Annotated in this window: 19 protein-coding genes; 7 read left to right on the top strand and 12 right to left on the bottom strand. The window is 66.1% G+C overall.

Annotation, left to right across the window (positions count from 1 at the left end; genetic code table 11):
- Nucleotides 1-11: 11 nt before the first annotated feature.
- Both AX750_RS25185 and AX750_RS25180 read left to right on the top strand, forming a co-directional pair.
- Nucleotides 12-2510 (top strand): PAS domain-containing sensor histidine kinase, encoded by a 2499-nt coding sequence (locus AX750_RS25185; protein WP_066718683.1) that lies wholly within the window; start codon nt 12-14, stop codon nt 2508-2510.
- Nucleotides 2507-2974: a hypothetical protein gene (locus tag AX750_RS25180; protein WP_156446470.1), complete on the top strand. Its 468-nt coding sequence runs from the start codon at nt 2507-2509 to the stop codon at nt 2972-2974. Before AX750_RS25185 ends, AX750_RS25180 begins: the two co-directional genes overlap by 4 nt.
- 87 nt (nt 2975-3061) lie before the next feature.
- Here AX750_RS25180 and AX750_RS25175 read toward each other — a convergent pair whose 3' ends face one another.
- From AX750_RS25175 to AX750_RS25125, 11 genes are all read right to left on the bottom strand, one after another.
- A complete protein-coding gene (locus tag AX750_RS25175) occupies nt 3062-4090 on the bottom strand; it encodes a P1 family peptidase (RefSeq protein WP_066718680.1) in 1029 nt (342 codons plus the stop codon).
- A gap of 237 nt (nt 4091-4327) precedes the next feature.
- Nucleotides 4328-6583 carry a phage tail tape measure protein gene (locus tag AX750_RS25170; RefSeq protein WP_245282521.1) on the bottom strand — a complete coding sequence of 752 codons (2256 nt, stop codon included), beginning with the start codon at nt 6581-6583 and terminating at the stop codon, nt 4328-4330.
- Between the two features lie 25 nt (nt 6584-6608).
- Nucleotides 6609-7016, bottom strand: coding sequence for a hypothetical protein (locus AX750_RS25165; RefSeq protein ID WP_066718676.1), 408 nt, complete (start codon nt 7014-7016; stop codon nt 6609-6611).
- A 26-nt stretch (nt 7017-7042) separates the two neighbouring features.
- Nucleotides 7043-7969: a phage protease gene (locus AX750_RS25160; protein WP_066718673.1), complete on the bottom strand. Its 927-nt coding sequence runs from the start codon at nt 7967-7969 to the stop codon at nt 7043-7045.
- Nucleotides 7966-8859, bottom strand: coding sequence for a Mu-like prophage major head subunit gpT family protein (locus tag AX750_RS25155; protein WP_066718671.1), 894 nt, complete (start codon nt 8857-8859; stop codon nt 7966-7968). The genes AX750_RS25160 and AX750_RS25155 overlap by 4 nt, the downstream gene beginning before the upstream one ends.
- A 1-nt stretch (nt 8860) precedes the next feature.
- Nucleotides 8861-9277, bottom strand: coding sequence for a hypothetical protein (locus tag AX750_RS25150; protein WP_066718668.1), 417 nt, complete (start codon nt 9275-9277; stop codon nt 8861-8863).
- A gap of 221 nt (nt 9278-9498) precedes the next feature.
- Complete coding sequence (locus AX750_RS25145; protein WP_066718666.1) at nt 9499-9933, bottom strand: regulatory protein GemA; 435 nt, start codon at nt 9931-9933, stop codon at nt 9499-9501.
- Complete coding sequence (locus tag AX750_RS25140; protein WP_066718663.1) at nt 9930-10184, bottom strand: hypothetical protein; 255 nt, start codon at nt 10182-10184, stop codon at nt 9930-9932. Before AX750_RS25140 ends, AX750_RS25145 begins: the two co-directional genes overlap by 4 nt.
- Nucleotides 10184-10438 carry a hypothetical protein gene (locus tag AX750_RS25135; protein ID WP_066718661.1) on the bottom strand — a complete coding sequence of 85 codons (255 nt, stop codon included), beginning with the start codon at nt 10436-10438 and terminating at the stop codon, nt 10184-10186. Before AX750_RS25135 ends, AX750_RS25140 begins: the two co-directional genes overlap by 1 nt.
- Nucleotides 10435-11187: an AAA family ATPase gene (locus tag AX750_RS25130; RefSeq protein WP_066718658.1), complete on the bottom strand. Its 753-nt coding sequence runs from the start codon at nt 11185-11187 to the stop codon at nt 10435-10437. Before AX750_RS25130 ends, AX750_RS25135 begins: the two co-directional genes overlap by 4 nt.
- A complete protein-coding gene (locus AX750_RS25125) occupies nt 11180-13207 on the bottom strand; it encodes a Mu transposase C-terminal domain-containing protein (RefSeq protein WP_156446469.1) in 2028 nt (675 codons plus the stop codon). The genes AX750_RS25130 and AX750_RS25125 overlap by 8 nt, the downstream gene beginning before the upstream one ends.
- A gap of 273 nt (nt 13208-13480) precedes the next feature.
- Here AX750_RS25125 and AX750_RS25115 point away from each other — a divergent pair, with 273 nt between their 5' ends.
- The 5 genes from AX750_RS25115 to AX750_RS25095 all read left to right on the top strand — a co-directional run bounded on the left by AX750_RS25115 (nt 13481) and on the right by AX750_RS25095 (nt 20134).
- Complete coding sequence (locus tag AX750_RS25115; RefSeq protein ID WP_245282520.1) at nt 13481-13921, top strand: helix-turn-helix transcriptional regulator; 441 nt, start codon at nt 13481-13483, stop codon at nt 13919-13921.
- A 370-nt stretch (nt 13922-14291) separates the two neighbouring features.
- A complete protein-coding gene (recA, locus tag AX750_RS25110; RefSeq protein WP_066718647.1) occupies nt 14292-15377 on the top strand; it encodes a recombinase RecA in 1086 nt (361 codons plus the stop codon).
- 290 nt (nt 15378-15667) lie between these two features.
- A complete protein-coding gene (gene alaS, locus AX750_RS25105; RefSeq protein WP_066718645.1) occupies nt 15668-18310 on the top strand; it encodes an alanine--tRNA ligase in 2643 nt (880 codons plus the stop codon).
- A 7-nt stretch (nt 18311-18317) separates the two neighbouring features.
- Nucleotides 18318-19481, top strand: a complete 1164-nt coding sequence (locus AX750_RS25100; protein ID WP_066718639.1) for a cyclic nucleotide-gated ion channel — start codon at nt 18318-18320, stop codon at nt 19479-19481.
- Nucleotides 19478-20134 (top strand): hypothetical protein, encoded by a 657-nt coding sequence (locus AX750_RS25095; RefSeq protein ID WP_067255175.1) that lies wholly within the window; start codon nt 19478-19480, stop codon nt 20132-20134. Before AX750_RS25100 ends, AX750_RS25095 begins: the two co-directional genes overlap by 4 nt.
- A 25-nt stretch (nt 20135-20159) precedes the next feature.
- Here AX750_RS25095 and AX750_RS25090 read toward each other — a convergent pair whose 3' ends face one another.
- Nucleotides 20160-21059 (bottom strand): hypothetical protein, encoded by a 900-nt coding sequence (locus AX750_RS25090; RefSeq protein ID WP_156446468.1) that lies wholly within the window; start codon nt 21057-21059, stop codon nt 20160-20162.
- Nucleotides 21060-21324 lie beyond the last annotated feature (265 nt).

Below are 21324 nucleotides of genomic sequence, written 5' to 3'. Positions count from 1 at the left end.
ACCACACCGCAATGGGCGGCACCACGACAGCGATCGATCGTTCCGACAAGCCGGGCCATATCGGCGTCATCCTGCTCGTCGCGGGGCTGCTCGTCGGCTCGGCGATCGCGCTCGGCTTCATCGCCAATGAATGGGCGCAGCCGCTGATCCTGGGCCTGCTCGGCCTGCTCTCCGTGGTCGGCGTCTTCGGCCTCTTCGCCTTCGCGATCGGCCTGGTGCAGTTCTCCGGCCGCGCCGCCCGCAACGACCTGACCAAGGCGATCGTCGACCGGGCCGACGAGGGCGTCGTCGTCACCGAGGGCGAGACCGCGATCGTCTATGCCAACGAGGCCTATCTGGCCCTGGCCGGCGCCCGCGGCGCCAGCGATCTGCGCCCCGTCAACAGCCTCTTCACCGGCCGCGCCGAGGTCTCCGAGGCCATCTACCGCCTCGCCACCGCCGCCCGCGAGAACCGCAAGCTGGTCGAGGAGGTGCGGCTCGAACCCGCCCTCGGCGGGCGCGGCGCCGTCGGCTGGTACCGCATCAAGGTCTCGCCGCTGCGCCGCGACGGCCGCCCGGCCACGCTCTGGTCGGTCTCCGACGTCACGCCCGAGCGCGAGCGCCAGGAGAACGCCTTCCAGGAGCTCCAGCACGCGATCGACTATCTCGACCACGCGCCGGCCGGCTTCGTCTCGATCGACGCCGATGGCGAGGTCTCCTATCTCAACGCCACCCTCTCGGGCTGGCTCGATTTCGACCTCGCCCGCTTCGGCTCCGGCGGCCTGCATCTCGACGACATCGCCACGCCCGCCGCCGCCGCCCTCGTCCAGGCCATCCGCGGCCATGCCGGCGATGTCCGCGTCGAGGTGCTCGACGTCGATCTCAAGCGCCGCAACGGCGCGCCCCTCCCCGTGCGCCTGCACCACCAGGTCGCCTTCGGCAGCGACGGCCGCGCCGGCCCCTCGCGCACGCTCGTGCTCAACCGCGCCCCCGGCGAGGCCGGCACCGACGGCAGCAGCGAGGCCGAGATCCGCTTCGCCCGCTTCTTCCACTCGACGCCGATGGCGATCGCCACTGTCGACCGCACCGGCGCCATCCTGCGCGCCAACGCCGCCTTCGCCCGGCTCACCCCGGGCGGGCCGCAGCCCGCCACGATCCTCGATCTCGTCGCCGCCGGCGGTGGGCTCGACCGGGCGCTGGCGGATGCGATGGAGGGCCGCTCCGAGATCACCCCGCTCGACCTGACGCTGGCGGCCGACGAGACCCGCTCGGTCCGGCTCTATCTCTCGCCGGTGGCGGCGACGGAGGATGGCGACGGCGAGCGCGCCATCATCTACGCGCTCGAGACCACCGCCGAGCGCAAGCTCAAGGACAATATCGACCAGGCCCAGAAGATGCAGGCGGTCGGCCAGCTCGCCGGCGGCATCGCGCACGACTTCAACAACGTGCTGCAGGTCATCATCAACGCCTCGGAGTTCCTGCTGGCGAGCCACCGGCCGACGGACCCCTCCTTCCCCGACATCATGCAGATCAAGCAGAACGCCTACCGCGCCGCGGCGCTGGTGCGGCAGCTGCTCGCCTTCTCGCGCCGCCAGACGCTGCGCCCGCAGGTGCTGGAGCTCGGCGACGTGCTCTCCGACCTCTCGCTGATGCTGAAGCGCGTCGTCGCCGACAAGGTCACGCTCGACGTGCGCCAGGGCCGCGACCTCTGGCCGGTCAAGGCCGATCTCGGCCAGCTCGAGCAGGTCATCGTCAACCTCGCCGTCAACGCCCGCGACGCCATGGCCGATGGCGGCAAGCTCACCGTGCGCACCCGCAATGTCGAGCGGGCCGACTGCGCCGGCTTCGCCCATGCCGCCCTGCCGGCGGACGACTATGTGCTGCTCGAGGTCGAGGACTCCGGTACCGGCATCGCGCCCGAGCATCTCGACAAGATCTTCGAGCCCTTCTTCACCACCAAGGAGGTCGGCAAGGGCACGGGGCTGGGCCTCTCCATGGTCTATGGCATCGTCAAGCAGACCGGCGGCTTCGTCTTCTGCGACTCGGTCGTCGGCCGCGGCACGATCTTCCGCATCTTCCTGCCCCGCCATGTGCCGAGCGAGGAGGAGATCGCCGCCGAGGCCGCGGTCAAGGAGGCGCCGAAGAAGGTCGCCGCCGACCACACCGGCGCCGGGGTCATCCTGCTAGTCGAGGACGAGGACGCCGTGCGCGCGCTCAACGCCCGCATGCTGGTCTCGCGCGGCTACACCGTCCACGAGGCCGCCTCGGGCGTCGAGGCGCTCGACATCTTCCTCGCCCATGACGGGCAGATCGACCTCGTCGTCTCCGACGTGGTCATGCCCGAGATGGACGGCCCGACGCTGCTCGGCGAGCTGCGCCAGCGCAACCCCAACACCAAGGTCGTCTTCGTCTCCGGCTATGCCGAGGAAGCCTTCCGCAAGAACCTGCCCGAGGGCGAGGATTTCCACTTCCTGCCGAAACCCTTCACGATGAAGCAGCTCGTCGAGACGGTGAAGGCGGCGATGGGGTGAGCCCGGTGCGGGGGCCGAGCGCGCGCCGCTATGCGATCCTGCTCGCCGTGCAGACGCTCTGTGCGGCGGTCGTGTTGTTCAACATCCATGCGAGCTTTCGCCTGCTGATCGAGAACATCGGCACGCCGCATCTCTCCACACGGCTGAGCATCGTGCAGCTGCTGCTCGCGGCGGCTCTGGGCCAGGCCTGCTACTGGTACCGGCTGCACCGGGTCGCCCTGCCGCCGATCCGCCGCAACCTGCCGATCGGGCATCTGCTGGCCTTCGCCAGCCGCATCGGCTTCATCTTCGGCAGCGCGCTGTTCTCGGTCTATTTCCTGCGCCACGCCCCGGTCGTCGACCTCTCGACCGCCGACCTGGTCTGGCGCGGCACCCTGCTGCTGGCGATCCTGTTCGCGCTCTATTGCTACACGCTCGAACTGGAGCGTCTCGGCGCGGCGCTTCAGGCGCCGCCTAGCGCCTGAAGCGGGGCGCGGATGGCCAGGTTCCTGCCCAAGCCCTTCACGATGAAGCAGCTCGTCGAGACGGTGAAGGCGGCGATGGGCTAGCGCTCAGCCGAGCGCATCCACCAGCGAGGGCCGGCTGTTGCCGTCGCGCCCAGTCACGGCCGGCGCCGCCAGCATCGCGTTCAGCACCGCCTCCTGCGTCGCCTCGGCGGCCGCCCGGAACGGCCCGTCGATCCGGCTCTCGTTGAGCATCGTCATCGGCAGGAGATCGGCTGTCTCGTGATGGGCGATGCGACCCGCCGTGCTGAACGCGACGGCGATGTCGCCACTGCCATGGCCCCAGAAGGCGCCGAGCCGCGCCAGCCCCGCGCCGCAGCGCCGCGCCACCCGGTTGAGCTGGCGCGATTCGAGCGGCAGGTCGGTCGCCAGCACGATGATCACCGAGCCCCGCTCGGGCGCGGCAGGAGTCGGCACCGGCGGCACGGGCCGGCGCCCGTCCGGCAGAACGAGATCGCCGGCATTGCCGAAATTGGCGAGTACGAGCACGCCCAGCGTGAAGTCCCGGCCATCCAGACGCATCAGCCGCGAGGCCGTGCCGATGCCGCCTTTGAAGCCGAAGGCGCTCATCCCCGAGCCGGCGCCGACCGCACCCTCCGCCACTGGCCCGCCCGCCGCGGCATCGAGAGCCGCGACCGCATCGGCTTCCGTCAGGGCCCGCGCCCGGATGTCCGACAGGAACCCGTCATTGCACTCCAGCACCAGCGGATTGACCGTGCCGGTCTCGCGGCCGATCTCGGGATTGGCCGCCAGCGCCCGGCCGACCAGCGCATCGAAGCCGGTGCCGACCGAGAAGGTGTTGCCGAGCAGGATCGGCGTCTCGATCTGGCCGAGCTCGGCGAGCTGTACCAGCCCGGCGCTCTTGCCGAAGCCGTTGATGACGTCGCATCCGGCCCGCAGCTTCTCGCGGAAAAGATCGCCCTCATGCGGCAGCACAGCGGTGAAGCCCGTGAGAATGTTTCCCTCGCGCAGGCTGCGATGGCCGACGCGCACGCCGGCGACGTCGGTGATGGCGTTCAGCGGCCCCGGCGGCAGGCTGCCGCAGATCAGCCCGAAGTCACGCGCGCGCCTGTTCATGTCACCTCGTCTCCGGTCGGTGCCGAGGCCTTCGCCGCGGCGCATCCCCTCTCCTAGTGGATACCCCATAGATATCTGTCGGAGTTAGGAGGTAATTGGCGGGAGTAGCCGGGATTAACCGGGATTAAACTGGATTCCGCTGGACGGCGCGGTCGTGCTACAAGGGCTTCGCGATCGAGCCATGGACAGCCGGCCCTGTGCCGAGGGGGAGTGCCACCCTCCCGATCGCTACTTCCCTCACTCTACACCATCGTGGAGCGCGCCCGACAGGCCCCCCTTGCCGCGCGAGGCGCTACGGTTCGCGGCGCTGACAGCTGCTGCACCCAACGACTGGGCCGCAGCTGCGACAGCCGGCGCGCCCTTCCGCAGTCCTGCCGCGTAGCTCTCGGCCGCCTGCTGGCCCGCCGACGTCAGATCGACGCCTGCCGCGTTGCGGACAGCGTCATTCATGCTTCCGGCTGCGGCCGAGACTGAGCCGGTACCCGATTTCAGCCCGGAGGCGACGGTTTCGGCCATCGTCAGTCCGATGCCGCTGAAGTCGATGTTTTCGGCGCGCAGGAAGGTGCTGGCCCAATCCTTCAGCGGCACCTTCCCGCCGGAGTAGATGTCATCGAAGTTGTTGAGAACGGGCGCGGGTTTGGGCAGCGAATCGGGGCGACGCGGCGGCAGTTGCTGACGAACCGCCTTCTGTCCCTGCGGCCCGAACCCGAAAGTCGATAGGCCGGGCGATATCGGCTTTGGCGCCTCGTTCGGGTTGTTGAAACGGGTATCGAAGCGCCTTCGCTGCGCCTCATTCTCCGCCAGCGCAACGTTCGCCTCGTCGATCGCCGCCCGCAGCTCGACCAGCGCATTGCGCTGTGCCTCCAAGCTGCTGAGAGCCGTCCTGGGCGCGGCCAGGAGCGCATCCTGCCGGGCTTTCCCTGCCCCTTGTGTCCGGGCGCTCAGCGCCTTGATCTCGGCTTCCTTGGCGGCGATGTCGGCATTGAGCTTCGCGACCGTGTCATCGAAGGCTTGGCGCTCCAGCAACGCGCGCCGGGCGTCCACGACGCGGCGGGTTTCGGGATCATAGTCATAGCGGTAACCGGTCCGCATCTCCTCCCGCGCTATGATGTCGGCGTTGTAGGCCTGAGCCGCCTTCTCGACCCGGTTGGCGGTCTCGTTCTTGCCGGCCGCGATCTCCTCAAGCTTCTTATCGAGCGGGATGAGGATGTCGGAGACGGTCGCGCCCACCTGGCGCATCCGCCGGGTGAAGTGATTGGCGAGCCGATCGAGCTTGGCCTGGACGTTGTCGGTGACCTTCGCGAGGTCTTTGACAACGGAGCCGGGGGCCGTGTCGCCGATCGTCTTGGAGAGCTTCTGCCACTGCCCGAAATAGGTCAGCAGCGCGCGCATGCCGCGAGCGAACTCCTGATCCTGAAACAATGTCGGGATCTTCGATAAGTCGCCTTTCAGCGCCTTTTTGGTCAGCTCCTCGAACACCTCGATAAGGTTGCGACCTTCCTTCCGCGCCTTCTTGAACTCCTCCTCCAGATTGATGCCCATTTTCTCGAAGCGTTTCGCCGTCTCCTGGCTCTCCATCTTCTGGAAAATGTTCTCCATCGAAGCTGCGGCGGATTCGGCGGTGCCGGTGCCTTTGCGGATCACCTGAAGCATCGCCACCATGTCGCGCAGGCCTTCTTCGCCCTTGAACCCGGCAGCGGCGGCGGCGGGAGCGAGGCTCGGCAGATAACGGGCCATATCCTTCAGCTCGAATTGCCCGGCCTTGCCGCCGGCCGCCATGATGTCGAAGGCGTTCTGCATCTCCTTCGATGCGATCTTGAAGTTGGAGCTGATGCTGTCGGCGGTGCGGGCGATATCATCGACCTCCGCGCCGGCGGCTGAAGCGGTGCTTGCGACGGCGGGCAGGAAGTCCATAGACTCCTTCAGGGTGCGACCCTGTTGCGTGAGGATGTCGAGACCTTCGACCACCTTGGCGTATGGCATCGCGACATCCTGGGCGATCTTGAATGCCGTCTCGCCGACGCTCGCCAGCTCGTCTTTCGCGGCATCGGCGGTGATGCCGATGCGCGTGATCGCCCGCTCGGCCTCGGCGTGTTGTTTGACCGAGTCGCTGACAGCCCGCGCACCCAAATAGCCGCCTACGGCAGATTTCAGGCCCGGCGATGCGGCCGCCGCTGCCACGGCCGGGCCGACACCTTGCATGGACTTCGCGGCGCTGCGCTGGCTTCCGGCCAGGTCGCGGAAAGCTCGCGAAAGCCGACGCGGGCCGTCGCTGCGGCCGAGAGCGTCGGCGGCGCCCTTGGTTTCCCGAATGGAGCCCGTCGCGCGGCGTGACACTCCAACCAGGCTCAGGAAGTCGCGGCTGATACGCTCCCCCGATCGGACGCCATCGAGGCTCTTTGCGGCGCCCTTCACGTCGCCGATGTCACGCTTGGCCTGCTGCGCACCCTTCCGGGTGTTCGCGACCAAGTCCATGATCATCTGGACGCGCATGTTGGCCACGGCGTGCTTCCTTCGCTCAGACGATCTCGACCCAGACGCCGTTGCCTTCGATCTCCAGAACGCGCCCGGCCTTGGACCGGGTATTGCCGCCATTCGTCTTCGCGACCGTCTGGTCGTCGACAATGTAGCAGTCGGAAAGGACATCGGCCTGAAGGATCGGATCGGTCGGCAGGTTCACGAAGCGAAAGACGCCGCGCTTGATCTCGATCTTGACGGCACCGGCAGAACCGGTCGCGTTGTTGGCAGTGTTCTGCGCTCTCCCGGCGGCCTTCAGCGTCGTGGACGTGGAACCGGGGACGGCGAAGCCGGCGGCGTTCAGTGCCGCGAGCGCGCCGTGATAGATCACAGTATTGGCCGCGACGGGCGCAACTATGAGCTGCCGGCCGCGTTCCAGCGTGTTGCGCGGATAGGTCAAGGCGACCATTTCAACATCCTTTCAACAGGGGGACATCAGCCTTTCAGAGCGGCCGGATCGAGGCCGAGCTGACTGGCGATCATGGTTTCGACCGAGCCCAAAGGCTGGGCTCCGGCGCGCTCGAGGACGCTGAAATCGTGTTCAGCCGTCGTCGTCAGGTGGCCATACGGACGGCCCGTCTTGGCCAGGAAGGTGTCGAACAGCGCCTCATTGGTGCTGCACAGCTCCGTCGCCCATTCCCGTAACGCGGGCGGGAATGCGCCGGATTTGATCGCGGTATCGACCTTCGCGGAGACGTTCCGCGAGCCGGAGCTGCGCCGCAGCTCGTTGAGCTGATTGACGACATCGGCCATGGCGGCGAGCGTGGATGCCAGCTCGGGGCTGGTGCCGGAAAGCGCCCGAATGGCCGTAAGGGCGTCATCGACGGAGGCGGTTTCCGTAAGGCCGAGTGCGGCAGTGATTTCCTTGGGCAACGGCATGGAATCGTCTCCAGATATGGACGGCTGGACCGACGCCAAAGCCGTCAGCTCCAGCGCAGGTGCATTGGTGAGAGCGGCGCGGAGGATGACCCGGACTTCGCAGGTTTCCTTGTCGGCGGTGAAGGTTGGGCTGATGTAGCGGTACTCGCGAGCCGAGAGCATCGCGCGAGCCTTCGCCGTCCATTCGACTCGGCCCCAGATGCCGTTATCGCGAACGGCCAGTTGGTCGATCCAGCCGGCTGCCGGCGCCGGCTGGCCATTGGCGCGGGCGTAATCCGTCTGATGTTCGTAATCGACCGGCAGGTATGCGCTGCCCGCGCGCGCCATTGTGCGCTCTACCACAGCCGCAGGATCGGACAGGACGAAACGGCGCCCGTCACGGGCCATCATCGGCCCATGGGTGAACAGATGGACCCACTGCGCCTTGTCATTCAGCGGCGCCTGGATCTCGCACAGGATCGTCTCGACCTGCACGGTGGTCACGCGAGATAGGGCGAGACGATGATGTCTACGAGCCCGGCCAGGACGTTGGCTTCACCGCCCGCAAGCGTGTTCTTCAGGAGGTTTCGCGCGTCCATTTCGAGCGAAGGAGGCACGAGGATGTGCGTCGGCTTGACGCCCAGCAGATGGTTCTTGTCGCCTCGGAGACCCGTCATCGCCTGCCGGGCGAGGTCGAATTCGTCGAACAGCAGCGGCGCGTTCGAAGCATAGGCGAGCTGCCAGAGGCCGAAGCCGACGTTCACGCGCGCATCGACGCCATAGATGAACTCCTTCCGCATGAAGACGTTCTCCTGGCCCGGCTGATCCATGGATTCGAAGGTGTAATCCTTCCGCTTCTGGAAGATGATCGGCTTCACCGCCCGCGAAAGGTCGAGCAGGTACCAGTAGGGGGCTTCCCCTGCGACGGTGCGCTTGTTGGACACGGCCAGGGGCTCGTCTCCGGGGCCGAAGCTGGCGTGGTAGCCGAAGAACGGCACGCCGTCATAGCCGAGCGCCGTGATGCCTTCCTTGAGAAGGCTGAAAACGAGCGTGTCGGGGTGAAGCTTCGTAACGCGCCCCATTTCGCTGAACATCGGGCCGTAGAGCCCGAATTTGTCGTCCTGCATGTCATTGCGGGCGACCGTGACCGTGCTTTCGAAATCCCGGTTCCTGATCCGAAAGCCGTGGGCACGAAGCTGTTGAAGCTGCCGCTCGCCGATCCACTCGCGCAGCGCCGGGAACTGGCCGAGCCAGGCGTATTCCTCTTCGGCGGTATCGCTCGACACAGTCATCGCGACCTTGTCGGCGAAGGACTCCGTGGCGTCGAAGGCCCCTTGGAATTTGACCTTGAAGCCCTTGAAGGCGCTTTCGAGGTTCTGGTTGGACAGGATCATATCAGCGGACCTTGCTATTGGAGCGTTTGAGGCTGGCGAGGTAGCGGCCACGAAAGCGGCGAGCAGATCGTGAGGTGATGCCGCCGGCGGCGGCGATCGCATTTGACGAAGCGCCGGCCTCGATGGCCGCGATCATGGCCGCTTCTCGGGACCGCTGGGCGGTGGTGAAGGCGCTGGATTCTCCAATGGGGATCGTGACCTTCTGCCGGGCATAGCCGGACGTGAAATGGTCGCTGATCTTCTGCGCAGGCTCGCGGCCAACGGCCTTCACCAGCCAGTTGCGATCCGACAGCTTCGCGACGATGAAGACATCCTGGCCACCTTGCGCCCGCTGGATCGCGATCGCCGCATCGCGGCCCGCGACCTCCTCGATCTCAGCGAGGATGCCCGGTAGCGGTGGATGGGATGATGTGAGCAACGGCGGCGCTCCCTGCGTTGAGCCTGGAGCAGAATGCCTGAGGAGGGCGTGTGACCGGACCCGGACGCGCGTCCGGGCCTAAAATCCGGCCGTCGGCGTCGATCTGATCTGAGGGGCCGGAAGGGTGGGCCGGCGATGCTGCGTAATCGCGTTTCTATCGCTTCAATTTCAGTTTCAAGAAAATTTCCGACCCAGAGTAGCGGCCGAACGAAAGAAGCCGCCTACGCGGCTCCTGAGGGCTTTTTCGCCTGAGCGTCGTGGAAGGCCTTGCGGCGGTTCATCACTCGAAGCGCGTTGATGGCCATGGCCGCGTGATCTTTGGTCATGAAGCGCAGCGCCGAGATCTTATAGGAGCGCTCGATCCAAGCTCGCATCGCGCCCGCGTTCTCGTCGCCCGACCACTGGCGCCAGAGCTGTTCGATCAAGGCGAGCTGGGCCGGCGTCGCCATGCCGCGCCGTACGTGCAGCGGCGGATTGGTCCGCTGAAAGCCCAGCGTCTCGAAAGCCCGGATCAGGGCCGTGAAGCCGGCCGGCGTGAGATCGCGCGCGCTGTCGGCCTGGCCGATGCGCCTTACCAGGCCGCGATACTCGTCCTCTGAGAGGCCGAGCTGACGCTTCGCCGCCTGGATCATGGCAATCTGCTTGCCGGTGATCATCGGGAGGCCTCACGCCGCTCCCGCAGTTTCACATGCGCGACGCTCGTCAGTTCGGCGATCACGTCAGCCTGATGAGCCACCATCTTGGCCATGAAATGGCTCAGATCAACACGGTAGAGGCCGTCCGGAAGTTCTTCCGTCGGATCGGCCATGCACTGCATGATCCAGTGAACTGCACGTAGATCGGTAACGGCTGTGTCGATTTTGCAGAGTGCATCCTGCAGATCATCGTCGAGCTTGTCGTTCTTCATCAGTGGGTTCCCCTGTCCTTCGATTCAACGGCAATTTCGATTCCTGCGAGCATTGCGGCCCCGGCGGTTTCGACGGCCTTCAGGCAGTCGGCTTGCCATTGCGTAATCAAGTCTCGCTGGATCTCACTTAGCGGTGTGGCCGCAATGTCTTGGCCCAATTCTTGGTTATGTACCAATATTAGGTGGACTAACGTTTGATAGTTACGGACGATCGTCGACAGTTGATCAACCGATAGCGCCTCAATATCTTTCATCGGACCGCCTCTGGCTGGATGGAAACTCTGCGGCGCTTGTCGGCGAGCGCGGCCTTGAAGGCAGGCATAAGCTCCAGCGCGTCGTGGATGTCGTGCAGCCGGATCGAGCTGCGCTGCGCGGCAATCCTGCGGGCTCGTGTCAGAACCTGGACAACACCGTCGGCGTGGAACTTGGCCCCGATCTTCCGCATGAGAGCATAGCAATCCATGCCTTCGACGCCGAAAGTGTTGGTGATGGCATCCGCATCTGAGTCGAGGATGCCATTGATTTGCTCGCGGCGCGGCACACGTCGCGATATCTGCGCGAAGGCGCCGTGATCGACATTGACCCGCTTCAGCACCTCAGCGTTGCCGCAGAAAATGAGAGGCAAATCGCACTTTTCCCACAGGTAAAGCAGCTCACGAACAGCCTTCAACGGAAGGTTCTGCGCTTCATCGATCAGCAACGCCGCGCCGGTGAAATCGCAACCGAAAAGCCTTTGCTGGAGATCCGAGAGGCCCTTGTCCGGATAGACGCCCAGCTCGTAAGCAACGTGCTTGAACAAAGCCAACATCGATCCAGACATGACGGCAGTCGCCGTGACGACCCGCGCCTTGGGATGCGAGGCCTGATACGCCTCCAACGCCATGGTCTTGCCCACGCCGGGATTGCCGACGATGGCGGCGCAGATCGTGTTTTCCCGCGCATCCTCGATCACGTCGAAGATCAGGCGCGAAACCTCTGTTTCGACGAAACGGGGCTTAGCCATGGACGATGTCCTTTCGCTTCAAGCGCTCCATGAGCGCGCGACGCTGTTTCAGGTGGTTTTGGGCTTCGCGGTTCTGCCGGTCCGCACGTTCCGTAGATGTCTCGCGCATGCCTTCGACCAGTTCGCGATGCTCCTCGGCCGGGCCGATGGTCGCGACGATCGGCGCGGGCAAGGGCGCCGGCAGCGCAGCAAGGGCAACCCGCCGCTCCTCCAGAACGTCGAGCTCGGGCGCCGATCGGTCGAGGTCGCGCAGGGATTGCCGCTGGAGCCGATCGCGCCTGGCGCTCTCGCGTGCACCATCGGTTTCGAGAAAGCCAAACGGGACGTCCGGTTCGACCCAGCACAGGAAGCGGTCGCGATCGTCGAGGACCGCGAGACGTCCGGGTTCCTCATAGTGAGGAACCAACAGCGTGACGCTGTTGCCCTGATGCGCCATGAGCGCGTCACTGGTCCAAACGCGGCCGCCATAACGGATCGCGCCCTGATGCAGCTTCCTCGGCTCCGGCCGAGAGAACGCTATCCGGAAGGCATCGGGATTCACCATGGTCATGCCCCACCCGGCGCCGATTGCCTTTGACAGTGAGCCATTAGGTGACAGGCCTTTGAGCGAGCTGCGCTTGCCGGACGGCATCGCATGGTAGGAGGCGAGCTGAGCCTGGATCACGCCGCGCAGCTCGTCGAAGCTGCCGGGAAACGGCTCGGGCTCCTTGCCCACATTCGCCGTCTTCTTCCGCATACGGTCGCCGCCGACCCAACCGGGAATGTGCCGGAAGTAGCCCTGCTCCAGCACCTTGAAGATGCCTTCAATTGGCTTTGCTGGGGCATTGTAAGGAAGCGACTGGACGATGTTGGAACGGCGCTCAGCCCATGGTTCGATCCGGTCGAAGTAGCTTCTCGCCTGTTGGTCGATCAGCTTCAGAGCATCGCCGACGAAAGCCATCCAATTGTATTCGGAGCCGTTGTCGTAATAGAGCGCGCGGGGACAGCCCCACTCCCGGACCATCCGCATGAAGCTGCCGATGACATGGGCATTCGTGATGCCCTCGCCTTTCTCCAGCAGCACCACATCCATGAAGATGCGGTTGGTCGCGGAGTCGAGCCAAGAGATGCCGCGCGGCGTCGCCAGCGAGCCGTCATTGCGGGTGCAGTAGATGTCGATCGGATGGATGTCCGCGAAGACGATATCCATCGGCATGAGGCCGTCGCGGGTCCGGCGCACGCGTGCCCGCCGCTCGTCGTCATGCGCCTTCCGATCGGTGTTGAACTTGTAGACGTTGCGAAAGTGCTTCTCACGCTCCAGGAAGGGCTGCGGAACCTCGCAGAAGCGGGCGCCTTCGCCCGGCTCGAAGCCGGCCTGGCGCGTGAGCGTGGCGAGCTTCGTGCTGGCCAGCAGCTTCAGCTGTGAGCCGCTGATGCCCTTCTTTGTCAGACCGCGCACATGCTGGCGCAGCTCCTCCGCGATCCGGTTCTTCGTCTCGTCGTCGAACGGCACGGCCTTGTCCCAGGCGCGGGAGAGGATGACTGCTGCTTCACCAGCATCAGCCCGCTTGCGGCGGCCGAGGCCGGCATCACCGTGCTTCTCAGCTGCGTCTAGCCAGCGCTGAATCGACCGCTCGGATACATGGAAGGGCTTGCGCCCAGGGCGCCACCGCTCCTGCGCAGCCGCCCGCCGGATGGCCTCGCCACGCTCGATCGATCCTTTGGGATGGGCGAGAGCATCAGCGATGACGTGGCGGCGAAACTCCCGCTCCTCATAGCCCTTAAGGCCGTCGAAGAGCTGCGGCGCCGGCTCGCCGTAAAGCTCGTTGAAGCGACGTTGAAGCTCGGCCGGTAGGCTATCGACGCGGACCTGATAGCAGAGGCCCGAGCGGCCGCCACGACCGCAAACAGTTCGACTGACAAGGACAACATCTCGCCAGCGGTAGCCAGCCTCTCGACGCGAACGTGCGACGGCCTTTTCCGCCGCCCTCTCGGATATGCCCGCCAGCTCCGCCAGTTCTGGCAGGGTGATGTAAGCCATCACGCGGCCGACCGTCCGAAAAGCTCGTCCACGAGCCTCTGCCTTATCTGGGCGCCGTTACGGCTATGCCTGAGGCCTTTGAGCGCCTTTTCGACGGTTTGCCTGTTAAGGCTGTTGACCTTACACCACGCGTTTAGTGTGGTGCCGCGAGCTACAAGCGCCGCTCGGACCGCGAGATAAGTATCTTGCGATCCGATCACGATCGAAGCGGTTCGAGGTTTGAGTATCGTATGGTGCATTTGTCATTAAATGCACCAGAATTTGGTGTTGTCAATGGTCGATGTATCAGAATCAGACATTGTTGAAGCGCTGCGCGCTATCATGGCGCGGCGTAAATTGAAGCTAGCCGATCTCGCGAAGTCGCTGGATATTCCGTATCGCAGCCTGCAAAACTACATGTATAAAAAGGCGCGAATGCCGCTGGACGTATACGTTCGACTGTGCTCGCTGCTCGGGGTAACTGCTGATTACCCGATCCAAGGCCGGTTCAGGCTAGAACATCACGATTTACAGCAGGCCATGATAGAGGTTTTTGGCGAGGAATTCTTCAATTCAATTGATTTCGACGAGTACCTGCGATGGACTATGACGCCTAAGAGGGAGCGAGACCCGGCTCGCATAAGGCGAACGGCCGGCAGCTTCGCGGTTCAGATAGCAGGGGAGTATGACCAACTCCGGGAGCTAAACATCAAGCCGGATGACCCCGAGGCATAGTTCGGCAATCGGTTCGGCAATCGCAAAAATCCGCAGTCGGCCCAAACGCTGGGTTCCGCAATAAGTGCTGATATTTCAATATCTTCGGAGATAACTGGCGAAGCTCACAATACGCATAACCGACTGCGCGGATTGGCGATCATTAACCTCAAACGATTTCAACGACTTAGCCCCTAACTCCGCCAAATAGCTCCGAAGCGCCGCCGCCAAATATCTTTCGCGCCTCCACTAGACCCTCCTGCCATCTCCTGTCAGCAGGCGCGAAACGAGAACGAAGAAAGAACTTGCGCGCGAGAACAAACCATGACCATTCTCGCTCACCGGCGCGGATTGAGATGTCCCCGTGCCCCTGCCATAAGGAGCGCAGATCGTGAGTCAGGCGAATCTCAAACTCGTGGAAGGGTCCTCGATGGACAAGGCCAAGGCGCTCGATGCGGCGCTCTCGCAGATCGAACGCGCCTTCGGCAAGGGCTCGATCATGCGCCTGGGCAAGAACCAGCAGGCGATCGAGATCGAGACCGTCTCCACCGGCTCGCTCGGCCTCGACATCGCGCTCGGCGTCGGCGGTCTGCCGCGCGGCCGCGTCATCGAGATCTACGGACCGGAAAGCTCCGGCAAGACCACGCTGGCGCTGCACACCATCGCCGAGGCCCAGAAGAAGGGCGGCGTCTGCGCCTTCGTCGATGCCGAGCACGCGCTCGATCCGGTCTATGCCCGCAAGCTCGGCGTCAATCTCGACGACCTGCTGATCTCCCAGCCCGACACCGGCGAACAGGCGCTCGAGATCACCGACACCCTCGTCCGCTCCGGCGCGATTGACGTGCTGGTCGTCGACTCGGTCGCAGCCCTCACCCCGCGCGCCGAGATCGAGGGCGAGATGGGCGATGTCCAGCCCGGCCTCCAGGCCCGCCTGATGAGCCAGGCGCTGCGCAAGCTGACCGCCTCGATCTCGCGCTCGAACTGCATGGTCATCTTCATCAACCAGATCCGCATGAAGATCGGCGTGATGTACGGCTCTCCGGAGACGACGACCGGCGGCAACGCGCTGAAGTTCTACGCCTCCGTGCGCCTCGACATCCGCCGCGTCTCGACGCTGAAGGAGCGCGACGAGGCCACCGGCAACCAGGTCCGCGTCAAGGTCGTCAAGAACAAGGTCGCGCCGCCCTTCAAGCAGGTCGAGTTCGACATCATGTTCGGCGAGGGCATCTCCAAGGTCGGCGAGCTGATCGATCTCGGCGTCAAGGCCGGCATGGTCGAGAAGTCCGGCGCCTGGTTCTCCTTCGACAGCCAGCGCCTTGGCCAGGGCCGCGAGAACGCCAAGAGCTTCCTCAAGGCCAATCCCGAGGTCGCGGCCAAGATCGAGGCCACGATCCGCCAGAACTCGGGTCTCGTCGCCGAGCGCATCCTCGACCAGGCGACCCCGACGGCGGATGATCTCGACGAGGGCGAGGCCTGAGGGAAGGCTCTCACCGGCGTCATGCTCGGGCTTGACCCGAGCATCTCCTGCCGAGAGATTCTCGGGTCTACGCGGAGTTTATCCTTGGGCCGATCAGAGATCGGACCCGAGCGCTTCGCCCGAGAATGGCGTCACACGAAACACGGGCGGCCCTCGGGTCGCCCGTTGTCGTTTGGGCTCAACGCCTTGCGCTCTTCACTCTCTCGACAGCGGCAGGCCGCCTCACTAGAACGCTTGAAACCGCCGGCCCTGCCCGGAGGGCAGCCCGATAGCCAAGAGTTCGAACAGCGATGAGCGGCGTCAACGAAATCCGGTCCACCTTCCTCGACTACTTCAAGGGCCAGGGCCATGAGGTGGTGGCGTCGAGCCCGCTCGTGCCGCGCAACGACCCGACGCTGATGTTCGCCAATTCGGGCATGGTGCAGTTCAAGAACGTCTTCACCGGCCAGGAGAAGCGGCCTTACGTCCGGGCCACCACCGCGCAGAAATGCGTCCGCGCCGGCGGCAAGCACAACGACCTCGACAATGTCGGCTACACGGCCCGCCACCACACCTTCTTCGAGATGCTGGGGAATTTCTCCTTCGGCGACTATTTCAAGGAACAGGCGATCAGCCATGCCTGGACGCTGGTCACCCGCGAATTCGGCCTGCCCAAGGAGAAGCTGACCGTCACCGTCTTCTCCGAGGACGACGAGGCCCACGGCCTCTGGAAGAAGATCGCCGGCCTGCCCGATTCCCGCATCATCCGCATCCCGACGTCGGATAATTTCTGGCGCATGGGCGACACCGGCCCCTGCGGCCCCTGCTCTGAGATCTTCTACGACCATGGCGACCACATCCCCGGTGGCCCGCCCGGCTCGCCCGACGAGGATGGCGACCGTTTCATCGAGATCTGGAACCTCGTCTTCATGCAGTATGAGGAGGCGGCGGGCGGCGTTCGAACCAACCTGCCTCGCCCCTCGATCGACACCGGCATGGGGTTGGAACGCATCGCCGCCGTGCTCCAGGGCACCCATGACAATTATGCGATCGACCTGTTCGCGGCGCTGATCTCCGCCATCGCCGACCTCACCAATGTCCCCTCCGACGGGCCGATGAAGGCGAGCCACCGCGTCATCGCCGACCATCTGCGCTGCTCGGCCTTCCTGATTGCCGACGGCGTGCTGCCCTCGAACGAGGGCCGCGGCTATGTGCTGCGCCGGATCATGCGCCGCGGCATGCGCCATGCGCAGCTGCTCGGCGCCAGGGAGCCGCTGCTGCACCGCCTCGTTCCGGTGCTGACCCGCGAGATGGGCCGCGCCTATCCCGAGCTGCTGCGCGCCGAGGCGCTGATCTCGGAGACGCTGCAGCTCGAGGAAACCCGCTTCCGCACCACGCTCGCCCGCGGCCTGACCCTGCTCGACGACGCCGCGAAGGACCTGACCGCCGGCCAGAGCCTCAAGGGCGAGGTCGCCTTCACGCTCTACGACACCTACGGCTTCCCGCTCGACCTGACGCAGGACGCGCTGCGCGCGCGCGGCGTCACCGTCGACACGGATGGCTTCGATGCCGCCATGCAGCAGCAGAAGGCCAAGGCGCGCGCCGCCTGGGCCGGCACCGGCGAGGCCGCCACCGAGAAGCTCTGGTTCCCGCTGCGTGACAGGCTCGGCGCCACCGAATTCCTCGGCTACGACACCGAGACCGCCGAGGGCGTCATCACCGCGCTGATCCGTGACAATGCCGAGGTCGAGACGCTCGCCGCCGGCGAAAGCGGGCTGATGATCGTCAACCAGACGCCGTTCTATGGCGAGTCCGGCGGCCAGGTCGGCGATGCCGGTACGGTCCGCGGCGCCGGCTTCCTGGCTGAGGTCGGCGACGTCCAGAAGAAGCTCGGCGATGTCTTCGCCCATGCCGTCACGGTCAAGGAGGGCGTGCTGAAGCGCGGCGCCGCCGTCGAACTGACGGTCGACCATGCCCGCCGCACCGCGATCCGCGCCAACCACTCCGCCACCCATCTGCTGCACGAGGCCCTGCGCCTCGTGCTCGGCGACCATGTCGCGCAGAAGGGCTCGCTGGTCTCGCCCGAGCGCCTGCGCTTCGACTTCTCGCATCCCAAGCCGATTTCGGACGAGGAGCTGCGCGAGGTCGAGGAGATCGCCAACGCCATCGTGCTCAGGAACGAGCCGGTTTCGACGCGGCTGATGAGCGTCGACGAGGCCATCGCCTCGGGCGCCCGCGCCCTCTTCGGCGAGAAGTACGGCGACGAGGTCCGCGTCGTCTCGATGGGCACGAATGCGACTGGCCGCGCCTTCTCGGTCGAGCTCTGCGGAGGCACCCATGCCGGCCGCACCGGCGATATCGGCCTCGTCAGCGTCGTCGGTGAGAGCGCGGTCGCCGCCGGCGTCCGCCGTCTCGAGGCGATGACCGGCAACGGCGCCCGCCTGCGGCTCAACACCGAGTCGCGTCTGCTCGATGGCCTCGCCAGCCTGCTCAAGGTGCCCGCGCACGAGGCCGGCCCACGCTTGGCCGCGCTGATCGAGGAGCGCCGCAAGCTCGAGCGCGAGCTGTCCGAGGCTCGCAAGAAGCTCGCCATGGGCGGCGGCGGCGAGGCGCAGGATCCGGTCCAGGAGATCGCCGGCACGAAGCTGCTCGCCCGCGCCGTCACCGGCGTCGAGATGAAGGATCTCAAGAGCCTGGCCGACGAGGCCAAGGCCCGCATCGGCTCCGGCGTCGTCGCCATCGTCGGCGTCGCGGAGGATGGCAAGGCCGGCGTCGTCGTCGGCGTCACGCCGGACCTGACGGACCGTTTCGATGCGGTCGCGCTGGTACGCGCGGCCTCCGAGGCGCTCGGCGGCAAGGGCGGCGGCGGACGCCGCGACATGGCCCAGGCCGGCGGCCCCGACGGCGGCAAGGCGCAAGGAGCGCTCGACGCCGTCGCCGCCGCGATGGGCTAAAGGCGGCATGGCCGTCGCCGCTCCCAAGGGTTGGCGGCGGCAGGTCCATCTCTGGCTCGACCATGGCGCGGGCGACGATCCCGTCGCCAACGGCATCCATCGCGGCCTCGTCCTGCTGATCTGCGCCAATGTCGCGGCGATCGTGCTGGAATCGGTTCCCGATATCGCGGCGCGCTTCGGCCCGGTCTTCCATGCGCTCGAAACCGTCTCGCTGGCGCTCTTCGCGCTGGAATATGTCGCGCGCCTCTGGGTCGCGCCCGAGCATGTGCGCTACCGCGCGCTGACGCCGGCGCAGGCGCGGCTGACCTATGCCGCCTCGTTGCCGGCCATGGTCGACCTGCTGGCGACCCTGCCGCTCGCCTTCGCCATGCTGGGGCTCGCCGACCTGCAGTTCCTGCTGCTGTTGCGGCTGCTGCGCTTCTTCAAGCTCGGGCGCTACTCGCCCGGCATGGCCTCGCTCGCTGCCGCGCTCCAGGCCGAACGCAAGGCCCTCTTCGCCTGCTTCGTCGTGCTGATGGGCGTGATGCTGATGACGGCGAGCGTCATGCACCTCGTCGAGCGCGAGGCCCAGCCCGACAAGCTCGGCACCATTCCGGACGCAATGTGGTGGGCGATCATCACCCTCACCACCGTGGGCTATGGCGATGTCTCGCCGATCACCGCCGCCGGCAAGGCGGTCGCCGCCGTCACCGCGGTGCTCGGCCTCGTCATGCTGGCGCTGCCGGTCGGCATCGTCGCCACCGCCTTCGCGCAGGAGATCCACCGCCGCGAATTCGTCGTCACCTGGAGCATGATCGCGCGGGTGCCATTATTCGGCCAACTCGATGCGGTCGAAATCGCGGAGGTGATGCAGTTCCTGCGCGCCCGCACGGTCCGCAACGGCGTCGTCGTCGCGCATGATGGCGAGCCGCTGCAGGCGCTCTATTTCGTCGCCAGCGGCGAGGTCGAACTCGCTCTGCCGGAGGGAAAGACGATTCTGGACGAAGGCCATTTCTTCGGTGCGCTGGTGCTGGACGACGTCGCGATCACGAGCCACGCCTCGGGCGTCAACGCCGCCGTCGCGACCGCGCCGACCAAGCTGCTCGTGCTCGACCAGATCGACTTCAAGGCGCTGACCGCGCGCAGCCCGAAGCTCGCCGCCCATATCCGCAAGCTGGCCCGCGACGCATGAGGCGGCGCCGTCTCGTGCTGCTGGCAGTGGCCGCCCTGCCGCTGGCCGCGCTGGCCTCGGCTCATGCGCAGGCTCCGGCCCAGCCGGCGACCGCCCGCAAGCCGCCCCAGCCCGGCGGCCCGGCGCTCTCGGCCTCGCAGCGGGTGATGGCCGGCTCGCCGCTGAGTGTCCTGGCGACGCGTGCGCCGGAGGGGTCGCGGCTCGCCATCGCCCGCCCGGCGGACCCGCCCGCGACCGCCATCGTTGTTGTACCGCTCGGCCCCCGCCCGTCGGCCAGCCTGCCCACGCCGGGCGAGGCCGGCGCCTATGAACTGCGCCTGACGCGCGACCAGGACGGCGCCCCGGTCATCCTGCTGCGCCAGCCGCTCGTCACCACGCCGCCGGAGGCGACGCTGGCCGCACCGGCCCGCATCGGCCGCGGCCAGGCCCTGCCGGTGCGCGGCATCGGCCCCAATGGCGAGCGCGACCGCGTCGTGCTGGTCCCGGCCGGCGCCGCCCCCGAGGCGGAAGGCCCGTCCTTCTTCCCGCAGGAGAACGTCGAGGCGACGCTGGACGGCCCCGACCAGCCCGGCGCCTACGAGCTGCGCTATGTCATGGACGCCCCCGTCAGCGGCCTGCGCGTGCTGGCGACGCGGGCGGTGACGGTGGAGTGAGGCTGGGCAGCCCCGTCTGCCGGCCTTACCCCTGGATCTTGCCGAACTTGCCGCGGGCGATCCTTTTCGCCACCCCGACGCCGCTCTTGATGCGCTGCCCTTCCGGCGCGATCGGCATGACCCAGATCTCCTCGCGGTTGCCCCAGGACAGCACGAGATCGTCGTCGATCTCCCAGCGCCCGGTGCGCCCGGCGGCATCCTTCACCGTTCCGTTGGGATTGACGCAGAGCGAGGCCTCGGTGTCGTAGGTGCCATTCTTGATCGGCCAGTCGAACACGTATTTCGCCCCGCCCGGCAGGCTCCAGGTGCCGACCAGCCGCACCGCGTTCACTTCCTTGATGATGTCGGCATGCTGCATGAGCGGAAAGCGCAGCCAGAGATCCGTGTAGGTGAGCGACTCGATCCAGGCGGCCCTGAGGCTGGGGCCCAGCATGTTGGCGAACAACCTGAATTTCGGGCCGTCACCATTGTGGACCTCGCTCACGTCGGGGTTCTTGAAGGAATGCGCGGCCGTCGTATGGCCATAGACCCAGACGCCGAGCCCGATCCGATCGTTGAGGGAGGTGGTCAGCCCCCCCGGCGATCCCGCGAGACAGGAATAGAAGACGACGCTCGCGCCCGGCTTCAGCTTCGGCTTGAGCGCGTCCGCCATCTTGTTGATGTCGTCGGGCGTCAGGATGTGGCCACCGAGCTGCGTGTTGTAGCCGTGCCCGAAATAGGCGAACAGATCGAGCCCGCCGGCCATATTCTCGATCTTTTTGAGCAGGTCGTCGCGGTTGCGCGGATAAGGCAGGCCATTGGAAAACTCCGAATAGCCGCCGGTATAGGCGTCCCGCAGCCGGGCCGCGGCCGGCTTGAAGACGATGTCGCAGTCCTTCTCGTCCTTCTTGTTGTCTCTCGTGGTGATGGCCCAAGCATTGATCACGGCCGGCTCCGGGGCTGCTGCGACGGTGACGCCCATGGGAGACCAGCATACCGGGATCGCACGTCCCTCAAACGGATGAGGTCGACTGCACGGCGGTCACGGGCGTGACGGCGGTAACGGGACGCGCCCGCCCGGGTTGGTCCTCGGAATGCCGACTGATCGTCCGCCGAATCTTATCCCCGCAGTCTCACCCGCCCCTATGCTCCCCCTGCTGCACCCGACCAAGGGGGCTGTCGCGAGGCGTCGTGCGGCCGGGTGTGGTGGC

The organism is Methylobacterium sp. CCH7-A2, from assembly GCF_001557075.1.
Lineage (GTDB): Bacteria > Pseudomonadota > Alphaproteobacteria > Rhizobiales > Beijerinckiaceae > Allobosea > Allobosea massiliensis.
The sequence above is the reverse complement of the archived record's forward strand: the minus strand, read 5'-3'. Positions and strand labels throughout refer to the sequence as shown.

Coding starts and splice junctions, on each gene's coding strand:
- AX750_RS25185 (WP_066718683.1), top strand. CDS start 12: ATGGGCGGCACCACGACAGCGATCGATCGTTCCGACAAGCCGGGCCAT.
- AX750_RS25175 (WP_066718680.1), bottom strand. CDS start 4,090: ATGAACAGGCGCGCGCGTGACTTCGGGCTGATCTGCGGCAGCCTGCCG.
- AX750_RS25170 (WP_245282521.1), bottom strand. CDS start 6,583: ATGCGCGTCCAGATGATCATGGACTTGGTCGCGAACACCCGGAAGGGT.
- AX750_RS25165 (WP_066718676.1), bottom strand. CDS start 7,016: ATGGTCGCCTTGACCTATCCGCGCAACACGCTGGAACGCGGCCGGCAG.
- AX750_RS25155 (WP_066718671.1), bottom strand. CDS start 8,859: ATGATCCTGTCCAACCAGAACCTCGAAAGCGCCTTCAAGGGCTTCAAG.
- AX750_RS25145 (WP_066718666.1), bottom strand. CDS start 9,933: ATGATCACCGGCAAGCAGATTGCCATGATCCAGGCGGCGAAGCGTCAG.
- AX750_RS25140 (WP_066718663.1), bottom strand. CDS start 10,184: ATGAAGAACGACAAGCTCGACGATGATCTGCAGGATGCACTCTGCAAA.
- AX750_RS25135 (WP_066718661.1), bottom strand. CDS start 10,438: ATGAAAGATATTGAGGCGCTATCGGTTGATCAACTGTCGACGATCGTC.
- AX750_RS25130 (WP_066718658.1), bottom strand. CDS start 11,187: ATGGCTAAGCCCCGTTTCGTCGAAACAGAGGTTTCGCGCCTGATCTTC.
- AX750_RS25125 (WP_156446469.1), bottom strand. CDS start 13,207: ATGGCTTACATCACCCTGCCAGAACTGGCGGAGCTGGCGGGCATATCC.
- AX750_RS25115 (WP_245282520.1), top strand. CDS start 13,481: ATGGTCGATGTATCAGAATCAGACATTGTTGAAGCGCTGCGCGCTATC.
- alaS (WP_066718645.1), top strand. CDS start 15,668: ATGAGCGGCGTCAACGAAATCCGGTCCACCTTCCTCGACTACTTCAAG.
- AX750_RS25100 (WP_066718639.1), top strand. CDS start 18,318: ATGGCCGTCGCCGCTCCCAAGGGTTGGCGGCGGCAGGTCCATCTCTGG.
- AX750_RS25095 (WP_067255175.1), top strand. CDS start 19,478: ATGAGGCGGCGCCGTCTCGTGCTGCTGGCAGTGGCCGCCCTGCCGCTG.